The sequence below is a fragment of the Streptomyces sp. NBC_00654 genome (assembly GCF_026341775.1).
Classification (GTDB): Bacteria; Actinomycetota; Actinomycetes; order Streptomycetales; family Streptomycetaceae; genus Streptomyces.
This window is the reverse complement of record NZ_JAPEOB010000002.1, coordinates 2352387-2369449: the sequence shown is the minus strand read 5'-3', so window position 1 is coordinate 2369449 and position 17063 is coordinate 2352387. Positions and strand designations below refer to the sequence as shown.

The 17063-nt window shown below is 72.0% G+C and carries 17 protein-coding genes; 8 read left to right on the top strand and 9 right to left on the bottom strand.

Annotated features, from left to right (window positions below; genetic code table 11):
• Positions 1–322: 322 nt before the first annotated feature.
• Complete coding sequence (locus OHA98_RS30765) at positions 323–1282, bottom strand: nitronate monooxygenase family protein (RefSeq protein ID WP_266930333.1); 960 nt, start codon at positions 1280–1282, stop codon at positions 323–325.
• Positions 1283–1442: 160 nt separating this feature from the next.
• Complete coding sequence (locus tag OHA98_RS30760) at positions 1443–2891, bottom strand: MFS transporter (RefSeq protein WP_266930331.1); 1449 nt, start codon at positions 2889–2891, stop codon at positions 1443–1445.
• A 173-nt stretch (positions 2892–3064) separates the two neighbouring features.
• On the opposite strand from OHA98_RS30760, the gene OHA98_RS30755 reads away from it, so the two are divergent.
• From OHA98_RS30755 to OHA98_RS30740, 4 genes are all read left to right on the top strand, one after another.
• Complete coding sequence (locus tag OHA98_RS30755) at positions 3065–3865, top strand: helix-turn-helix domain-containing protein (protein WP_266930329.1); 801 nt, start codon at positions 3065–3067, stop codon at positions 3863–3865.
• 88 nt (positions 3866–3953) lie between these two features.
• Positions 3954–4172 carry a hypothetical protein gene (locus OHA98_RS30750; RefSeq protein WP_266930327.1) on the top strand — a complete coding sequence of 73 codons (219 nt, stop codon included), beginning with the start codon at positions 3954–3956 and terminating at the stop codon, positions 4170–4172.
• A gap of 5 nt (positions 4173–4177) precedes the next feature.
• Positions 4178–4522, top strand: a complete 345-nt coding sequence (locus OHA98_RS30745; protein WP_266930325.1) for a hypothetical protein — start codon at positions 4178–4180, stop codon at positions 4520–4522.
• Between the two features lie 76 nt (positions 4523–4598).
• Entirely contained in the window at positions 4599–4820 is a 222-nt protein-coding gene (locus OHA98_RS30740; RefSeq protein WP_266930323.1) for a DUF2277 domain-containing protein, read from the top strand.
• A gap of 11 nt (positions 4821–4831) precedes the next feature.
• Here the strand turns inward: OHA98_RS30740 and OHA98_RS30735 are convergent, their stop codons facing one another.
• A complete protein-coding gene (locus tag OHA98_RS30735) occupies positions 4832–5515 on the bottom strand; it encodes a DedA family protein (protein WP_266930321.1) in 684 nt (227 codons plus the stop codon).
• A 199-nt stretch (positions 5516–5714) separates the two neighbouring features.
• Between OHA98_RS30735 and OHA98_RS30730 the strand changes: the two genes are divergently transcribed.
• Positions 5715–6425 (top strand): superoxide dismutase family protein, encoded by a 711-nt coding sequence (locus OHA98_RS30730; protein ID WP_266930319.1) that lies wholly within the window; start codon positions 5715–5717, stop codon positions 6423–6425.
• A 92-nt stretch (positions 6426–6517) separates the two neighbouring features.
• Here the strand turns inward: OHA98_RS30730 and OHA98_RS30725 are convergent, their stop codons facing one another.
• The 3 genes from OHA98_RS30725 to OHA98_RS30715 form a co-directional block, all read right to left on the bottom strand.
• Positions 6518–6976 carry a DoxX family protein gene (locus tag OHA98_RS30725; RefSeq protein WP_266930317.1) on the bottom strand — a complete coding sequence of 153 codons (459 nt, stop codon included), beginning with the start codon at positions 6974–6976 and terminating at the stop codon, positions 6518–6520.
• A 113-nt stretch (positions 6977–7089) separates the two neighbouring features.
• A complete protein-coding gene (locus OHA98_RS30720) occupies positions 7090–8760 on the bottom strand; it encodes an alkaline phosphatase D family protein (RefSeq protein ID WP_266930315.1) in 1671 nt (556 codons plus the stop codon).
• A gap of 204 nt (positions 8761–8964) precedes the next feature.
• A complete protein-coding gene (locus OHA98_RS30715; RefSeq protein WP_266930313.1) occupies positions 8965–9609 on the bottom strand; it encodes an HNH endonuclease family protein in 645 nt (214 codons plus the stop codon).
• 305 nt (positions 9610–9914) lie between these two features.
• On the opposite strand from OHA98_RS30715, the gene OHA98_RS30710 reads away from it, so the two are divergent.
• Positions 9915–10649: an ABC transporter permease gene (locus OHA98_RS30710; protein ID WP_266930311.1), complete on the top strand. Its 735-nt coding sequence runs from the start codon at positions 9915–9917 to the stop codon at positions 10647–10649.
• A gap of 236 nt (positions 10650–10885) precedes the next feature.
• On the opposite strand, the gene OHA98_RS30705 is transcribed toward OHA98_RS30710, so the two are convergent.
• Both OHA98_RS30705 and OHA98_RS30700 read right to left on the bottom strand, forming a co-directional pair.
• Positions 10886–11548: an HAD-IA family hydrolase gene (locus OHA98_RS30705; protein WP_266930309.1), complete on the bottom strand. Its 663-nt coding sequence runs from the start codon at positions 11546–11548 to the stop codon at positions 10886–10888.
• Between the two features lie 232 nt (positions 11549–11780).
• Positions 11781–13019, bottom strand: a complete 1239-nt coding sequence (locus OHA98_RS30700) for a peptidoglycan-binding protein (protein WP_266930307.1) — start codon at positions 13017–13019, stop codon at positions 11781–11783.
• 136 nt (positions 13020–13155) lie between these two features.
• Here OHA98_RS30700 and OHA98_RS30695 point away from each other — a divergent pair, with 136 nt between their 5' ends.
• Positions 13156–15198 (top strand): MFS transporter, encoded by a 2043-nt coding sequence (locus tag OHA98_RS30695; RefSeq protein WP_266930305.1) that lies wholly within the window; start codon positions 13156–13158, stop codon positions 15196–15198.
• A 144-nt stretch (positions 15199–15342) separates the two neighbouring features.
• Here OHA98_RS30695 and OHA98_RS30690 read toward each other — a convergent pair whose 3' ends face one another.
• Positions 15343–15828 carry a GNAT family N-acetyltransferase gene (locus tag OHA98_RS30690; protein ID WP_266930303.1) on the bottom strand — a complete coding sequence of 162 codons (486 nt, stop codon included), beginning with the start codon at positions 15826–15828 and terminating at the stop codon, positions 15343–15345.
• Positions 15829–15909: 81 nt separating this feature from the next.
• Between OHA98_RS30690 and OHA98_RS30685 the strand changes: the two genes are divergently transcribed.
• Positions 15910–17034, top strand: coding sequence for a serpin family protein (locus tag OHA98_RS30685; RefSeq protein ID WP_266930992.1), 1125 nt, complete (start codon positions 15910–15912; stop codon positions 17032–17034).
• The last annotated feature ends 29 nt before the right edge of the window (positions 17035–17063 follow it).

Sequence of the window (17063 nt, the reverse complement as noted above, 5' to 3'; positions counted from 1 at the left end):
CCTCCCGAGACGACCGGCTCGGGAGGGTGTTCAACTTGTCGGCCCTGCGGGCTGCGTGACTCACAGCACTCGAATGCGGCTGTCCTGCGGGCACATCCATTCGGACTCCAGGTATGACCCGACGAGTTCTGCACCTCATGGCCTGCGCGGCAGGACCCCGGTCTTTCCCGTGGCACGCCGCGCTGGACGCGGTCGAGTTGATGGTCGGGGACGCAGTGCAGGAACCGGCCCGAGCAGATGGCGAACTCACCGGCGGTCCGGACCATGCCCGCGCGTACGGGGACCGCAACGCGCCACGTCCGGCACTGACGGGCCGGGTGGGTCAGTCGCGCCCCGCTCGGGCCAGGGCCTCCTGGGCCTGGGTGGCCATGGTGGTGACCACGGTCTCCGCCGAGGGCAGGTCGGTGATGAGGTCGACGGCCTCGCCCGCCCAGACCGGCTGTGGGGGCACCGCGCCTCGTGCCACGCCGGCCTCGTACGCCTGACGGGCCCCGGGGTCGGCGGCGAGTTCGGCCTCCCGGCCGCGCCAGCGGTCGAGGTAGGGGTGGCCGAGGGTGCGGGCGGGGTACTTCGATGGCCACGAGGAGCCGCGTGCGATGTCCAGTACGGTGCTGAGCTCGGTGTCCTGCCCCCGCCCCGCGATGATCGACTCGGTGATCGAAGGATCGGCCAGGGATTCGGTGGTGGCCTGGAAACGGGTGCCGATGAGTGCTCCGGCGGCTCCCAGCACGAGAGCCGCCGCCACGCCGCGCCCATCCGCGATCCCGCCCGCCGCCAGCACCGGTACCGGACCCGCGAGATCCACCACGGCGGGCACGAACGGCAGAGTGGACCGCCCGCGTGCCGCTCCGTGTCCGCCGCTCTCGGTGCCCTGCGCCACGATCACATCGGCGCCCAGGTCCACGGCCTGTCCGGCCTCCTCCAGATCGGTGACCTGAAGGATCAGCAGTGCCCCTGCCCGGCGAATCCGCTCCGCGTACGGGCTCGGATCGCCGAAGGACAGCATCACCGCGCGGGGGCCGTAGCCCAACGCCGTCTCCACTGCGGCGAGATCGATCGCCCAGGTCAGGAATCCGACACCCCACGGCCTTTCGGCTTCCGCCGCGATCGGTACCTCACGCGCCAGCCATTCCGGGTCCCCGTACGCGCCGCCCAGAATCCCGAATCCGCCCGCCCGGGAGACGGCCGCCGCCAGCGCTCCACCGGCGGTCCCGCCCATCGGAGCCAGCGCGATCGGATACCGCACACCGAGCATCTTCGTGAACGCCGTGGACAACGCCATGCCCCCATCATGCCGCCCGGTCCGCAGGTCTGTCCCGCGTCTGCGCCACCACCCCGCAGCCCGCAGTCCGTGGGCTGCGGGGTGGCGCGGTTCGCCTGCGGAATCCACGAGGTCACCGACGTACCGACGTATCGATGTACCGACGGCTTCGGGCCGGCGCCTACCCGGACGGGCCCGATTGCCGACCGGAGGCCGGGGAACGGCTCTTCCTGAGCGCGGCGGTGATGAGTACGGCGCCGACCACGAGGAGCGCGGCGGCGATCCTGAGCGCGTACGAGAAGCCTTCCGTCGCGGCGTGCAGGGGGCCGTTCTCCGTGGCCAGGGCCTCGCTGCGGCGTGTGGACAGGCTGACCAGTACTGCCAACCCGACCGCACCACCGACCTGTTGGACCGAGCTCAGGACGGCCGAGCCGAGGCCGGCGTCGTCCTCGGTGGTGCCGGTGAGGGCGGCCACGGTCAGAGCGGGCAGGCTCAGGCCGCAGCCGAGGCTTGTGACGAGCAGGCCGGGCAGTACCCCCGGGACGTAACCGTCCTCCGGCGTGATGCCGGACAGCAACAGCAGTCCGACCGCGCTGATCAGGAACGACACGACGAGAGCCGGGCGCGTCCCGAGCCTGTCCACGGCGCGGGCGGAGAGCCACATTCCGGTGAGGATGCCGGCTCCGAAGGGCAGGTAGGCGAGTCCCGCCGTGAGAGGGCCGTAGCCGATGGTGGTCTGGAGATGCACCATCAGCAGGAAGGCCATTGCGTAGAAAGCGGCGGAGAACAACAGGGTCGCCCCGTTGGCGACCGCGCGGACGCGGAAGGACAGGAACGACAGAGGCACCAGTGGTTCGGCGGCGCGCGCCTCGACCGCCGCGAACGCGACCGCCAGTACCAGGGCGAGAACCAGGGGGCCGACCGCGGTCAGGTGGCCCCAGCCCGAGTCCCCGGCCCGGAGCAGGCCGTAGACCAGGGACAGTACGGCTCCGGTGCCCAGTACCGCACCGGGTACGTCGAGGTGTACCGCGCGACCGGCGCGGCTTTCCGGGACCAGGCGTGGGAGCAGTGCCAGAGCGGTGAGGGCCACCGGCAGGTTGATCAGGAAGATCCAGCGCCAGGACGTGAGCCCGGTCAGCACACCGGAGATCACCAGGCCCAGCGAGGCGCCCAGAGCCGCGATACCGCCCCAGATGCTGAGTGCCCTGGCGCGCTCCTTGTCCCCCGGGAACAGGAGCGCGATCAGCGCCAGCGAGGACGGGCTCGCCATGGCCGCTCCCGCACCCTGGACGAACCGGCCCGCCACGAGCTGCCAGGGCTCCTGTGCGAACCCGCAGAGGAGACTCGCTCCACCGAACAGCGCCACACCCATCAGGAAGACACGTCTGCGGCCCAACAGGTCCGCCATACGGCCGAACAGCAGCAACAGCCCGCCGAAGGCGAGGAAATAGGCGTTGACGACCCATGCCAGGCCGCCGGTGCCGAAGCCCAGGTCGTCCCGGATGCTGGGAAGCGCGACGCTCACCACGTTGTCGTCGAGAACGAGCATGAACTGAACGAAGCAGAGCACGACCAGCGCCGGTCCACGGCGGCCGGTGGCGGTGGCCGCCGCGCTCGGCACCGCAGTCATGCCGGGTTCCCTGTCCCGGCGGGCGGGCGGTGTGAACTGCGTGGGCGAACAAGGGGTGTTGGACGAGTTTTCGGCATGAGGGCGACGCTACGTACGGGACGCGCAGGCCTCAATCCGCTCCAGGGCCAGGGCATATCGCGTTGAGGACACGGTGAGGACATACGGTGGAGCGCATGACTGAGAGCGACATGGGGGCCGTTCCCGCCGGGGTGGGCGCGATCGTTGTCGGGAGCTTTCCGCTGGTGTCCGGGCAGTGGTTCGTCTCGCACAGTCACCCGCAGCACCAGCTTGCCTGGGCGAGGCGCGGAGTGCTCGGCGTCTCCGTCGGCGATGCCTACTGGGTCCTGCCACGCACACGGGCGCTGTGGCTGCCCGCAGGGGTCGTCCACCGGACCGGCGCGACCCGGGACGCGACACTGTGCAGCCTCTACTTCGAGCCGGACCGGTGCGCTCAGAACTGGGCGGAACCCACCCCGGTCGGTGTGGACGGACTGCTGGCCCACCTGATCGACTATCTCGGCCGGAACGACCTTCCCGACGATGAGCGGCTGCGGGGCGAGGCGGTGGTGCTGGACCTGCTGCGCCCCTTGCCGGCGACACCCATCGATGTGCCGGAGCCCGACGACGACCGGGTTCACGCGGTGGCCGAAGCGCTGCTCGCCAACCCCGCCGACCTGCGGAGTCTTGAGGCGCACGCACGGGCCGTCGGGGTGAGCCGACGCACCCTGACCCGGCTGTTCGTCCAGGACACCGGAATGAGCTTCGACCGCTGGCGCACCCATGTGCGGCTGCGGGCGGCCCTGCCGCTCCTGGCCGAGGGCCTGCCCGTCTCCCGGGTCGCGCACATCGTGGGGTACGCGACACCGAGCGCCTTCCTCGCGGCGTTCCGGCGGACGGTGGGCACGTCCCCGCGCCGCTATCTCCACGGCGAACCACCGGCCGGTGAATCCGCTGCCCGGTTCCACGACGGGTGACCGCGGACGGACCGGCCCCCGTCCCGGCCGGTGCGCGGTCCCTCCCCGCCGGGATGCGGTCCGGCTGTGCTCAAGGCACCGTGGAGGCATGGCCGGACATCCGCCCGTGATCGTTCATCCGCCTTCGCCTACCGGTGGGCGGCGAGTGACCGTGCGCGGTCAGATCGTGGGACTGGCACACGGGCGGGGCGATGTCGCCGCGCTGCTCAGGGAGGCGGGACTCGCCGCGGGTGCGGACGAGGCTGTGGAACTGGATCAGCCGGACCTGATCGAGTGGCGAGGCGGCGACCTCGAAACCTGGAGGTGATCCCCGTGAAGCTCCGACGTGCGCCACGGGGAGGCGCTTCCATCGAACCGCCTCCCGGCTACTACGCCGCGAACGGTGAGCCGCCCGACGCCACGCAGCGCGGCCTCATCCTCGACTGGGTGGTCAACCAGCGGATCGCGAGCGGGTGGCGGGTGGAGTCACGGTCCGGGGCGCAGGTGGTGCTCGTGCGCGGGCAGCCGGTGAACCATGTGCTGCACGCCATTCTGGCGGTCTTCTCCTGCATGCTGTGGAGCGTCGTGTGGCTGGGGGTGGCCGTGACGAACCGCGTCGAGCGCGTGGCCCTCACCGTCGATGCCCAGGGACACATCGTCACCGTCACCGCACCGTGAGTGCGCGGGCGCGGGAGGTCCGGGGGCGGTGAGGAGCGGCGAAGCCGTTGTCAGTGGTGCGGTACACACTGGAGGTATGTGCCGAAGCATCAAGACCCTACGTCCGCCGGCCATGCCCGAAGAGGCCACCGAGGACGACATGCGCGCCGCCGCCCTTCAGTACGTACGCAAGGTGTCCGGGTTCCGGGCGCCCGCCGCGCACAATCAGGAGGTCTTCGACCGGGCCGTCGCCGAGATCACCGCCGCCACGATGAAGCTGCTCGACGGGCTGGAGGTGCGTGGCGCCCCGCGGGCGTGACGCGACTGCTGTCAGGAGTTGGCCGGAGCCGGAGATGCCGGTGCGGTTCCCGCCGGTACCTGTGCCTGTACGGGGTCGGCCATGGCGGCCGGGCGGCGCACCACGAGTGCCGCCAGCGAGCCCGCCACGAACAGTGCGAGCACCGAGACCGCCGTGCCGAACCACGTGGCGCCCAGCCACTGACCGCCGAAGTAGCCGAGCCCCACGCTGTAGCCCGCCCAGGCCACACCGGCCAGCGCCGACCACGGCAGGAATTCCTTCGCCTTGCGGTGGGCGGCGCCCGCGCCCAGTGAGACCACCGAGCGGCCCGCCGGGGCGAACCGGGCGACGACGACGAGTGCGCCGCCGCCACGGCTGAGCGCCGCGCCGAGACGTTCCTGCGCCGTGGTGAGGCGTCGAGAGCGGGCTATGGCGCGGTCCAGCCGTTCGCCGCCCCGCCAGGCGAGGCGGTACGCGACGAGGTCGCCGAGCACCGAGGCGGTGGCCGCGCTCAGGGTCAGTACGAGCAGCGACGGCACCTGATGGGCCGCTTCCCCGGCGCCGACCGTGGTGGAGCCCGCGGCGGCCGCCGTGGCGGCGGTGATCACCAGGACGCCACTGGGCAGGAGGGGCACGAAGACGTCCAGAAGCACCGAGAGTGCGACCACCGCGTAGATCCATGGGCTGCTGGTCAGCGCGCCCACACTCTCAAGCACTTACTACTCCCCGATTTCGTGTCAACGCCGCGACGTCGCAGGGGAGCGGCAGGGGCGGCAGGGCCAGCTGTACAGCGTACGCCCGCCGTTCACCCGGAGATCGCCAGTAGTGGGTGATGTTGTGCAGCTCACGTACACCTTGGGAGGTCGCTGTCGTTAGGGCCGGAGGGAAGGGCCCGGCGAGAGCGAGGAGCAGCGGATGACGGTTCGAGCAGCGGTACGGGTGGGGCGAGCGGGAACAGCGGCGCTGGCGGTGGCCACGGCCCTGGTGCTGGCGACCGGCGGGGTCAGCGGTGCGGAGGGGGTGTCCGGTGCGGATGGTGCCCACGGTGCGGGCGGGGTGAGCCGTGCGGAGGGGATCAGCCGTGCGGAGAGGATCAGCGGTGCGGAGGGGATCAGCGGTGCGGAGGGTGCGGGGGACGGTCGTGGTCGTGCGGCGGGCGGTGACGGGACCGGATACGACATGCGGACCTCGGCCCGGTTCGCCCCGCCCGGCGCGTTCCTTCCGTCCCGTGCCCTCACGTACGACATGAACCTGGTCCCCGCGGCGGCCTGGATCGAGGTCGAGCAGCGGTCGGACGGCTCGGGCACCCGGGTCGCGGCACGGCTGCGTGGGCTCGTACCGCACCGTGCGTACGGGATGCATGTGCACACCTCCCCCTGCGGCGCCGACCCGAAGGCCGCGGGGCCGCACTATCAGCACCGGGCCTCGGAGACCGCGGACCCGGCCAATGAGGTCTGGCTCGACTTCCGGACCGATCGGCACGGGAACGGCTCGGCGCGCGCCCGGCACGGCTGGGGGTTCCGGGAGGGGGGAGCGCGGTCGGTGATCATTCACGACGTGCAGGGCGGCGCGGGGGCCCGGGTCGCCTGCTTCTCGGTGCCGTTCGGGGCGTCCGGGCGGGTGTGACGCCGGCCGGCCCCGCTCGTGGGGGCGGCCGGCGCCCGGCACCTCCCCGCCGTCGCGGAGGAGCCGGGCGCCGCACCCCGGTCGGGGTCGGGTCAGAGTGTGACGGCCGCGTGGTTGCGCGGGTGCTCCTCCCGGCGGGCGCTCTCGGCCCGTGCGGAGAACAGCCGGTCCAGGGCCACGGCACCGGGGCCCGTGAAGACCAGCAGCAGGAACGCCCAGCTGAAGAACGCCGCGGCCTCGCCGCCGTTCTGGAGGGGGAGGAACGACTGCGACTGGTGCACCGAGAAGTACGCGTACGCCATCGCGCCGGAGGCGACGAAGGCGGCGGCGCGGGTTCCGAGGCCGAGTGCGACCAGGGTGCCGCAGATCAGCTGGATGAGGGCGGCGTACCAGGTTGGCCAGGTGCCGGCCGGGGTGGCGCTGCCACTGCCCATGTGGCCGCCGAGGATTCCGAAGATGGAGGAGGCGCCGTGGCAGGCGAGGAGGAAGCCGATGACGAAACGGAACAGGCTGATCGCGTAGGGCCGTGCCTGGTTCAGGGGTTCGAGCATGGGGGGATGGCTCCTTCGGTCTGGTGGGGACGTGAACCGATTGAGCGCATCAGGTTAGGGAAACCTCACCATTACTTGCAAGTTCAACATTCGGTTGAGTGGCTGAAAATTGACTACTCTCCGGTGGTGAGTGATTGCTCCAGGACGGTCTCCAACTGCGCACCTGCGGCATTCTCTTTGGCCTGAACCAATGTCAGCGCAGCTTTCCGGCCATCCAGGGTGAGCGTCATCAACTGGTTGCCGAACCATGGCCCGCCCGACTTCCTCCAGCGCATCGGCGGGCTTCCCGTGCGACCGTGCCGCGCCAGCGCCCGGCCGAGCTGTCGCCCCGCCCGGCTCCAGCCGAAACGGAAGCCCGCTCTGATCGTCGCCGGGATCGAGTTGTGGACGGGAGAGCAGGTCAGTTGCAGGATGCGGGCGTCCGGAGGGCCGCCGGGCGTGGTGGCCGGCCACTCGGGCTCGGTGATGTATGCATGGTGCACATCGCCCGATAGCACACATACCGTCGCCGGGGCGCCCGGACCGCTCCCCGCCTTCCGCAGCAGCTCCGTCAGCAGGCGGAAGGACTCCGGGAAAGCGGCCCAGTGTTCCAGGTCGGACGCCCGGCGCAGCTTCTCCCCGAGGCGTGCCCAGCGCTCTCCGCGCTCGCCGCGGCACAGCGCGGCGTTCCAGCTCTCCGCGTCATGGATGAGTGGTGGCAGCAGCCATGGCAGCGAGCTGCCGATCAGGAGATGGTCGTACGAACCTGGGTCGGCGAGCGCCTCCTCGCGCATCCAGCGGGCCTCGTCGGCGTCGAGCATCGCCCGGCTCTGTTCGTCGAGAACGCGGGCCGCCCGGGTGTCCACCATCAGCAGCCGTACTCGGCCGAAAACACGCCGGTAGCTCCAGCGTGTGCGGGTGGGGTCGGCGTCCGCCTCGGCCGCGAAGAGCCGCAGTGGTCCGGTGCCGTCGGGGGTGGCCCGGACCGCCGCGTACAGCGGGTCCTCGGCCAGTTCGGCGGGGGAGAGGTTGCCCAGGTGCTGATAGACCCAGTACGACATCAGCCCGCTGACGATCCGCTCGTGCCACCAGGGCGTGGCCCGGATGTCCGCCTGCCAGGCGGCACTCGTGTTCCAGTCGTCGACGACGTCGTGGTCGTCGAAGATCATGCAACTGGGGACCGTGGACAGCAGCCAGCGCACCTCGGGGTCGCGCCAGGACTCGTCGTACAGGAGGGTGTACTCCTCGTAGTCCGCCACTTCGGGACCCGGCGGCTCCGCCAGGTCCCGGCGCGCGGCGATCCGGCGTCGGGTCGCCGGTGATGTCTCGTCCGCGTACACCTGGTCGCCGAGGAGCAGCAGCACGTCGGGGCGTACGGCGCCGGGGTCGGCGGCGAGGTGTGCCGCCAGGGTGTCGAGCGCGTCCGGGCCCACCGGGTCCGGCTCACCGGCGGGCGCGGAAGCCCAGCGGCAGGAGCCGAAGGAGACCCGCACGCTCTGCCGCCCGGCGTCGGCGGAGGGCGTGGTGATGGTGCTCGCCGGGAAGCGGGACTCCTCGGGCGGCCACACGCGCCGGGTGCCGAGCAACACCTCGTACGCCGTGGTCGAGCCGGGCGTCAGTCCCGTGACGACCACCAGGGCGTAGTGGTGCCCCGCGACCGCGAACGTCGGGGACGAGCCGGACGCCCCGTCCGCGCACCGCACCTCGACGGTGCACGGACGGTCGGTCTCGACCCAGACGGTCGCGCGGGAACCGGACTCCCAGTCGACGTACCGCAGCAGTGGTCCCAGGCGCAGCCCGGCCATGTGGTGCCCTCCTCGCGCCGCGCCGGGTGGTCCGGCCACGGGTGGGCCCCGTGGTGGACGGCCCGTACGGTACGGAACGACGGAGAAGGGCGTAACGGTTCCGCCGGCCTCGCCCGGCGGGTCAGCGGTCGTTCCGCCGGCCGGTCGGCGGATGGCCTGGCGGGTCAGCGGTTGTCCTGCCGGGTCGGCGGTTGTCCTGGAGGGTCAGCAGTTGTTCAGGACGGACTGCAGCGCGCTCTTCTCCGCCGAGTCGACGCTCAGGTCGTAGTAGTGCTTCACGTGCACCCAGGCGCGGGCGTAGGTGCACAGGTAGGCGCTGCGCGACGGGAGCCACTCGCCGGGGTCCTGGTCGCTCTTGGACTGGTTGACGTTGTCCGTGACCGCGATGAGCTGCGGGCGCGTCAGGTCGTTGGCGAAGGACTGGCGCTGGGCCGTGGTCCAGCTGCTCGCGCCGGAGCGCCAGGCCTCGGCGAGCGGGACCATGTGGTCGATGTCCAGGTCGGAGGCGGCGGTCCAGGTCGCCCCGTCGTACTCCGAGTACCAACTGCCGCTGACCGCCGCGCAGCTGGAGTTCTGCTCGACGTTCGTGCCGTCGCGCTCCAGCACGACCTCGCGGGTGTTGCAGGCGCCCGACTGGGTGATCCAGTGCGGGAACTTGTCCCGGCTGTAGCCGCTGGACGAGCCCTCGGTCTCCACCGTGAGCTGGCCGAGATAGGTGCGGGCGGTGGACGCGCTGACCGGCGTGGGCATGGCGGCCTGCGCGGTCGGGGCGGTGAGCAGTGCGGAAGTGGCGGCGAGGGCAGCGGATGCGACGACGACGCCGAGGCGACGCGCGTAGACACCAGACATGCGAACTCCCTTGATGTGGGGGGATGTTGGGCTGGCGACCTGGTGAAGCCCGGCCATCGTGGCGGCGCCGGGTTTCCGGGAGAAGGTCATCAGGTAACAGGGTGACGACATGCGCACGTCACATCAAGGGTTCTCGCGGATCGGTCTGACGTTCAGTCCGGAGTTTGTACTGATTGTCGTACGGTGGTTGTCCGTACGGGGGTTGCTGGGCTGGGCAGCTGCCCGTCCCTTCGCGGACGTCTCCGTGTCATGGCTGTCGTCGCGCGCCCGCCGGGGATGACGGGGCAGCCTTTAAAGTGGCCCGCGTGCTGCTTCCGGTCACCGTGACGCTCGGGGTCGTCCTCGCCGTACTCCTGGTGTTCGCCACCGCCGTCGCCGCGTGGGCCTCGCTGGGCCGTTCGCGCGAGATCGTCGTCGCCGGGCTGCGGGCCGCGGCTCAACTCGCCGCGGTCTCCCTGGCCATCGGCTGGGTGGTCCACTCGCTCGCGTCCCTGCTCGGCTTCGTGGCGCTGATGTTCGTGGTGGCGGTGTGGACCGCGGGGCACCGGATCACCGGCAATCGCGCCTGGCGCTGGGCGGCGCTGCCGATCGGTGCCGGGGTGCTGCCGGTGGTGGGCGTGCTGCTGCTCACCGGTCTCGTTCCTGTCCGGGGCATCGCGCTGATCCCGGTCACGGGCATCCTCATCGGGGGCGCGCTCACCGCGACGGTCCTCGGTGGCCGGCGCGCGCTGGACGAACTCGGCACCCGGCACGGGGAGGTGGAGGCGGGGATGGCGCTCGGGATGCAGGACCGGGACGCCCGGCTGGAGATCGCCAGGCCCGCGGCGTCGGACGCGTTGCTGCCGGGGCTCGACCAGACCCGGACGGTGGGGCTCGTCACCCTGCCCGGCGCGTTCGTGGGCATGCTGCTGGGCGGCGCCTCACCCGTGGAGGCCGGCGCCGTGCAGCTGTTCGTGCTCGTGGCGCTGATGGCGGTGCAGGTGGTGGCCGTCGCGCTGGTGCTGGAACTGGTGGCGCGCGGGCTGCTGCACCGCGACTGAGTCCGCGGGCGGGGACCGGGGCGGGCTCGGGCGGGGTGGTGCCGGGTTGCCGGGGCCCGGAGCCCGGGGGTCGAGGGCCGGGTGCCCGGGGCAGGGGGTTGCCGGGCCCCGGGCACCCGGGCTCGTCGGAGTCGCCCGGCTGCGGGGTTTGCCGGCTGCGGGGTTTCCGGGCTGCGGGGCTGCGGGGCTGCGGGTTTCAGGGCCCGCCGGGGCTTCCGGGTTGCGGCGAGCAGCCCTCAGTGGGCGCTGATGTGCAGACGGATCGTGCCGTCCGCCGCCTCTTCCACCCGGATCTGCGTCAGATCCTCGACATGGGCGTCCGGGGACAGCGCGGCGGCTCGCGGGCCGACCCCCACCACGCGCATGCCGGCCGCCCGGCCCGCCGTGATGCCTGCCTCCGAGTCCTCGAACACGATGCAGTCGGCTGCGTCGAAGCCCAGCTCGGCCGCGCCCTTCAGAAAGCCCTCGGGGTCCGGCTTGCTGGCGCCGACCAGTTCGGCGGTGACGCGGACGGCGGGTATCGGCAGGGCCGCCGCCGTCATCCGGGCCTGTGCCAGTGCCGCGTCCGCCGAGGTCACGAGCGCGTGCGGGAGCGCGGAGATCGCGGCCATGAAGGCGGGTGCGCCGCCGACCGGCACGACGCCGTCCACATCGGCGGTCTCCTCGGCGAGCATGACCTGGTTCTCCGCGTAGTTCTGCTCCATGGGGCGGTCCGGGAGCAGGGCGGCCATCGTGGCGTACCCCTGCCGGCCGTGGACCACCTTGAGCACGGCCACCGGATCGAGCCCCTGCTTCAGTGCCCAGCGATGCCAGCAGCGTTCCACTACGGCATCGGAGTTCACGAGGGTGCCGTCCATGTCCAGAAGGAGGGCTTTTGCGGTGAGGACGGTGGCCGACATCGGCTGGCTCCTGAGCGCGGGGGGCGTCGCGTGCACCCCGGTGCGAGGTGGCGCGGGTGGCGTGGGTGACGCGGATGACGTACAAGAGCGGCCCCGCCCGCCGGTCAGGGAGTGCGAGCGGAGGCCACTTTGTTCCATCACGATACAAAAAGCCGCGCCGGAATGCGAATCCCTTACTTTCGGTACCGGATCCGGCGCCACCTCGGACTCGGTCCGCCGCGCATCCCGTACGTCAGTGGCCGCCGCGCCCGCTCGTCTCCGCCTCCAGCGCGCGCCGGGTGTTCGGCCCGTACACGCCCGCAGGGTCGCCCTGGATGGCCTTGTACGACTGGTAGACGCGTACGGCGTCCTCGACCCGGCCCGTGTAGTCGGCGTCCGAGGGGCCCTGGTAGAGCCAGACCTCCTTCAGGCGGTTCTGCAGTTCGGCCACCTCGGGGCCATGGTCGCCGGGCCGCAGCGTGGGGCCCGGCGACTGGACGGGCGGAGCCGCCGACGGGGTGCCCGGGGGCTTCCTGCCGGAGGCCGAGGGGGAGGGGCCGGTCGCGGTCGGTGAGGCCGACGCGGACGCGGAACCGGTCGGCTCCGCGCTCTTCGACGGAGAGGCGGAGCCGGAGGCCGACGCGGAGGGCGATGCCTGGGCCGAGCGGGACGGCGAAGGCGACGCGGCTGCCGACTCCGACGCGGAATCGGCCGGTCCGTCACCCATGCCGTCCGGGGTGCTGGTGGTCAGGTCCGGCAGGGCCTCCCGCCGGCCGTCGTCCCCGGAGAACAGCCCCCCGGCGAAGGCCGCGGCGCCGACCACCGCGGCCACCGCCGCCCCGGCGGCGAGCACGGCGAACGGCCGCCGCCGACGGGGCTGGACGGGGTCGGCGTCAGGGTCCGGGCCGAGGCCGGTGCCGGCCGTGCGCCGATGGGCCTCGTCCGGACCCTTCGCGGTGCCCGGCGGCGGACCCACGACCGCGCCCACGGGTCCGTACGGTGTCGCGTGCCCCGCTCCGTACGCCGCGCCCCCCGCTCCGTGTGCCGCGCCGGCTCCGTAAGCCGCCGCGCCCCCGTCTCCGTACGTTGCGCCGTCTCCGTACGCCGACGCGCCTGCCGCCCCGTCCAGGAACAGCGGCATCGTCGTGTCCGCGGGGTCCGGGGCGATGTGGCCGTGGACGGGGTCGCGGTGCGCACCGTACCGATGGGCGTCGTCGGCTCCCGCTCCCGTTCCGGTGCCGATGCGCTCGTGGTCGGTGGTGGTGCCGTCGCCGGACAGCGTCACGTACGGCCTGATCCGCAGCGGATCGAAGTCCTCGGCCGCGGCGGTCTCCGCCGCGCGTGCCGCCCGCCGCTCCTCCCCGGTGAGCGGTGCGGCCGCCCCGCACGCGCACGCGTCCGGTCCGCCGACCGGCGCGTCCGGTGCCTGACCTGCGACCGGATCTCGGCCGACGCGTCTCCTGCCGCACTCCGGGCACATATGTCCGGTCATAGTCGGTCCCCTCCCCTTGAACTGCCTGCGATTATGCAGGCCGTCACCGCGGAGCCCAACGATGCGCGGCCGCTCGGCAGGCCGTAAACGGGCAAAACGTCCAGGATGGGGGTGTATCGGATCCGAGGAGATGCTCATGGCCCAGCAGCTGAGCCCGCCGCCCCCCGTCCCGGGCGACGCACGGTCGAAGCGAACCGTCATGGTGGCCATCGGCGCACTGCTGCTCGGCATGCTGCTCGCCGCACTCGATCAGACCATCGTCTCCACGGCGCTGCCGACGATCGTCAGCGACCTCGGAGGCATGGACCATCTGTCCTGGGTCGTCACCGCCTACATGCTGGCGGCGACCGCGGCGACCCCCCTCTGGGGCAAGCTCGGCGACCAGTACGGGCGCAAGAAACTGTTCCAGACCGCCATCGTCATCTTCCTCGTCGGCTCCGCACTCTGCGGCCTCGCACAGAACATGCCTCAGCTGATCGGCTTCCGGGCCCTCCAGGGCCTCGGCGGCGGCGGGCTGATGGTGCTGTCGATGGCGATCGTCGGTGACATCGTCTCGCCGCGCGAACGCGGCAAGTACCAGGGCCTGTTCGGTGCGGTCTTCGGTGTGACGAGCGTGCTCGGGCCGCTCCTCGGCGGCTTCTTCACCGAACACCTCAGCTGGCGCTGGGTCTTCTACATCAACCTGCCGATCGGCGTCGTCGCACTCGTCGTCATCGCCGCCGTCCTGCACATCCCGGTACGTCAGTCCAAGCACACGATCGACTACCTCGGCACCTTCCTCATCGCCTCCGTCGCCACCTGCCTGGTCCTCGTCGCCTCCCTCGGCGGCACCACCTGGGCCTGGGGATCGGCGCAGATCATCTCCCTCGCCGTACTGGCCGTGCTGCTGCTCATCGCCTTCATCGCGGTCGAGCGCCGCGCCGCGGAGCCCGTACTGCCGCTGAAGCTCTTCCGGATCAGGACCTTCAGCCTCGTCGCCCTCATCAGCTTCGTCGTCGGCTTCGCGATGTTCGGCGCGATGACCTACCTGCCGACATTCCTCCAAGTGGTGCACGGCATCACCCCGACGATGTCGGGTGTGCACATGCTGCCCATGGTGTTCGGCATGCTGATCACCTCGACCGGCTCGGGACAGCTCGTCAGCCGCACCGGCCGCTGGAAGGTCTTCCCCGTCGCGGGCACCTTCCTCACCGCGATCGGTCTGCTGCTGCTCCACCGCCTCGACGAGACCAGCTCCACCTGGGAGATGAGCGTCTACTTCTTCGTCTTCGGGGCCGGGCTCGGCCTGGTGATGCAGGTCCTCGTGCTGGTCGTGCAGAACGCCGTGACGTACGAGGATCTGGGCGTCGCCACCTCCGGCGCGACCTTCTTCCGCTCCATCGGCGCCTCGTTCGGCGTGGCCATCTTCGGCACCGTCTTCACCAACCGGCTCACCGGCAAACTCAGCAGCGCCCTCGAAGGCCGCTCACTGCCGCCGGGTGTCGATGCCGACCGGCTGGCGGCCGACCCCCGGGCCATCGGTCAGCTGCCCGCCGATCTGCGCCCCTCGATCCTCAGCGCGTACTCGACGTCGATCACCGATGTCTTCCTGTACGCGGCTCCCGTCGTCCTGGTCGCCTTCGTCCTCGCCTGGTTCCTCAAGGAGGACAAGCTGCGCGGCTCGGTGACCGCCCCCGACACCAGCCAGACCCTGGCGTCGAACCCCGTGGAGCGCTCCTCGTACGACGAATGCGCCCGCGCCCTCTCCGTGCTCGCCACCAGGGAGGGGCGCCGCGAGATCTACGTGAAGATCACCGAGAGGGCGGGCTACGACCTGCTGCCCGCGGCCAGCTGGCTGCTGCTGCGGATCAGGCGGCACGGCACCGTCGAACCCGCCCGGCTCGCCGACATCGCGCCGGTGCCGCTCAGGGTGATCAGTGAGGCGGCGCGTCAGTTGGAGGAGCGTGGGCTGGCCCGGCGCGAGGGGCTGCAGCTGGTCCTCACCGAGCCGGGGGCGGAAGTCGTCGTCCGGCTCGCCCAGGCCCGCGAGGACTCGCTCGCCGAGCTGCTGGGCGACTGGTGGGGGCCGGAGCGGCCCACCGATCTGGTCAGGCTGGTCGTCGAGCTGACCGCCGAGGTGAGCGGTTCGAGCAAGGAGCGGCCGCACATGCCGGAACCGCGCCGCGACCACGCGGCCTGAACGCCGGTCCCGCCCGGTCCCTTCTCGGCCTGTACTGTCCCGCCTGGCGCCTGGCGCCCGGTCCGTCTCGGGCCCCCGCCCTCCGGCCTCCTGCCTCCGGTCTCCGGTCTCCTGCCTCCGGTCTCCGGTCTCCTGCCTCCCGCGTCACAGCTCCTTGGCGAACCAGTGCTCCGCGAACTGGTTGCGGTGGTGGAACGCGGGCACTTCCCGGTAGCCGTGCTTCGCGTACAGCCCGCGCGCCTCGACCAGGTCGTTGCGGGTGTCGAGCCGGAGCAGCCGTATCCCGAACGCCCGTGCCGCGTCCTCGATGGCGGCCAGCAGCTGTCCGCCGCCCCCGGTGCCGCGGAAACCGGGTCGTACGTACACCCGGGTCAGCTCCGCGATGCCCGCGTCCGCGTCCGTCACGAGGAACCCCGCACAGCTCGCGGCCCTGCCCTCGTAGCGGCCGACGACGAACTGCCCGGTGGGCGGCACGAGCCGGTCGGCGCCGTCGTCGGTGAGCCCTTCGTCGATCTCCTCGGCGGTCGCGGGCCGCTGCCAGTAGCGGCTGGCCACCTCGTCGTAATAGTCCCGGCGCAGCACCGCCGCGTCGGGGGAGTCGAAGAGTTCAGGCGTCACGTTCCACGTCATGTGGTTCATTCTGACTTCCGGACAATCGGATGGCGAAGAGATTACGTGTAGGGGGAATCGGTGACACAGGGGACGGATTCGATGGAGCGGGCCGGGGCGGTCCGGCGGCTGGCCGAGCTGTGGACGCGGGAGCTGGCGGGCCCGGCCCGTCCGGTCGGCGAGAGCTTCGTGTGCTCGCCCGCCGGCCTGTGGCTGGCCCTGGCCGCCGTGGCGGCCGGCGCGCGCGGCGAGACCGCCGACGAGTTGCGCGCGCTGCTCGGGGTGGCCGAACGGGAGGCCGGACCGGCCGTGACGGAGGCCGCCCGTGAGCTGGCCCGTACCGAGGCACTGGGTGTGGCGACCAGGGTGTGGAGCAGGGTGCCGGTGTACCGCGCGTACCGGGAATCGCTGCCGGACATCCGGTTCGGCGCGATGGATCCGGCGGAGGCCGATGCCTGGGTGTGTGAGGTGACCGGCGGACTGATCGAGAAGCTGCCGCTGGAGATCACCGACGAGATACTTCTCGTCCTCGTCAACGCGCTGGCCCTGAAGGCCCGCTGGGAGGTGCCGTTCGAGGGGCGGCGCACCCATGACGCACTGTTCACCGACGCGGCGGGGGTGACGCGTCCGGTGCCGACCATGCACAAGGGGGTGGCGCTGTCGGACGCCTGGACGGTGGGCGGCGCGTACGTCGTCGAACTGCGCTGCCGTACGGAGGCGGCCGCCGGGACCCCGGCCGGTGGGGCCTCGGCCGGTGGGGCTCCGGCCCGGGTGCGGTTCGTCCTGGGTGAACCGGGTGCGGGCGCGGCACAGGTGCTGCCCGCGGGCTGGGCACCCCGGGAATCGGGCACCGCGCCGGATGCCGACGACGTGACCATCGCGGTCCCGCGCCTCACCCTGCGTACGACTGTTCAGGCCTCCGAGCAGCTGCCCGCGCTCGGCGTGCGCCGGGCGACCTCCGGCGGCGCCGAATTCCCCGGGCTCTCGCCCGAGCCGCTCGCCATCTCGCAGGTGGTCCAGGAGGCCGTGCTGAAGATCGCCGAGGAGGGGGTGGAAGCGGCGGCCGTGACGGTCGTCGCCATGCGGGCCGCGGGAGCCTTGCCTCGCCCGCGCCGCGTCCGGCACATCGCCTTCGACCGGCCGTTCGGCGTCGTGGTCCTGGACGGCGCCGGAGCGACCCCGCTGTTCGCCGCCTGGCAGGGGGACACACCGGTCCACGAGGGCTGATGCCTGCGCGAGGGCTGATGTCCGCGCGA

Bases quoted from the DNA above. Each gene is read 5' to 3' on its own strand.
- OHA98_RS30765 (WP_266930333.1), bottom strand. From the start codon at position 1,282: ATGGCGTTGTCCACGGCGTTCACGAAGATGCTCGGTGTGCGGTATCCG.
- OHA98_RS30760 (WP_266930331.1), bottom strand. From the start codon at position 2,891: ATGACTGCGGTGCCGAGCGCGGCGGCCACCGCCACCGGCCGCCGTGGA.
- OHA98_RS30755 (WP_266930329.1), top strand. From the start codon at position 3,065: ATGACTGAGAGCGACATGGGGGCCGTTCCCGCCGGGGTGGGCGCGATC.
- OHA98_RS30750 (WP_266930327.1), top strand. From the start codon at position 3,954: ATGGCCGGACATCCGCCCGTGATCGTTCATCCGCCTTCGCCTACCGGT.
- OHA98_RS30740 (WP_266930323.1), top strand. From the start codon at position 4,599: ATGTGCCGAAGCATCAAGACCCTACGTCCGCCGGCCATGCCCGAAGAG.
- OHA98_RS30730 (WP_266930319.1), top strand. From the start codon at position 5,715: ATGACGGTTCGAGCAGCGGTACGGGTGGGGCGAGCGGGAACAGCGGCG.
- OHA98_RS30725 (WP_266930317.1), bottom strand. From the start codon at position 6,976: ATGCTCGAACCCCTGAACCAGGCACGGCCCTACGCGATCAGCCTGTTC.
- OHA98_RS30720 (WP_266930315.1), bottom strand. From the start codon at position 8,760: ATGGCCGGGCTGCGCCTGGGACCACTGCTGCGGTACGTCGACTGGGAG.
- OHA98_RS30715 (WP_266930313.1), bottom strand. From the start codon at position 9,609: ATGTCTGGTGTCTACGCGCGTCGCCTCGGCGTCGTCGTCGCATCCGCT.
- OHA98_RS30705 (WP_266930309.1), bottom strand. From the start codon at position 11,548: ATGTCGGCCACCGTCCTCACCGCAAAAGCCCTCCTTCTGGACATGGAC.
- OHA98_RS30700 (WP_266930307.1), bottom strand. From the start codon at position 13,019: ATGACCGGACATATGTGCCCGGAGTGCGGCAGGAGACGCGTCGGCCGA.
- OHA98_RS30695 (WP_266930305.1), top strand. From the start codon at position 13,156: ATGGCCCAGCAGCTGAGCCCGCCGCCCCCCGTCCCGGGCGACGCACGG.
- OHA98_RS30690 (WP_266930303.1), bottom strand. From the start codon at position 15,828: ATGACGTGGAACGTGACGCCTGAACTCTTCGACTCCCCCGACGCGGCG.
- OHA98_RS30685 (WP_266930992.1), top strand. From the start codon at position 15,910: ATGGAGCGGGCCGGGGCGGTCCGGCGGCTGGCCGAGCTGTGGACGCGG.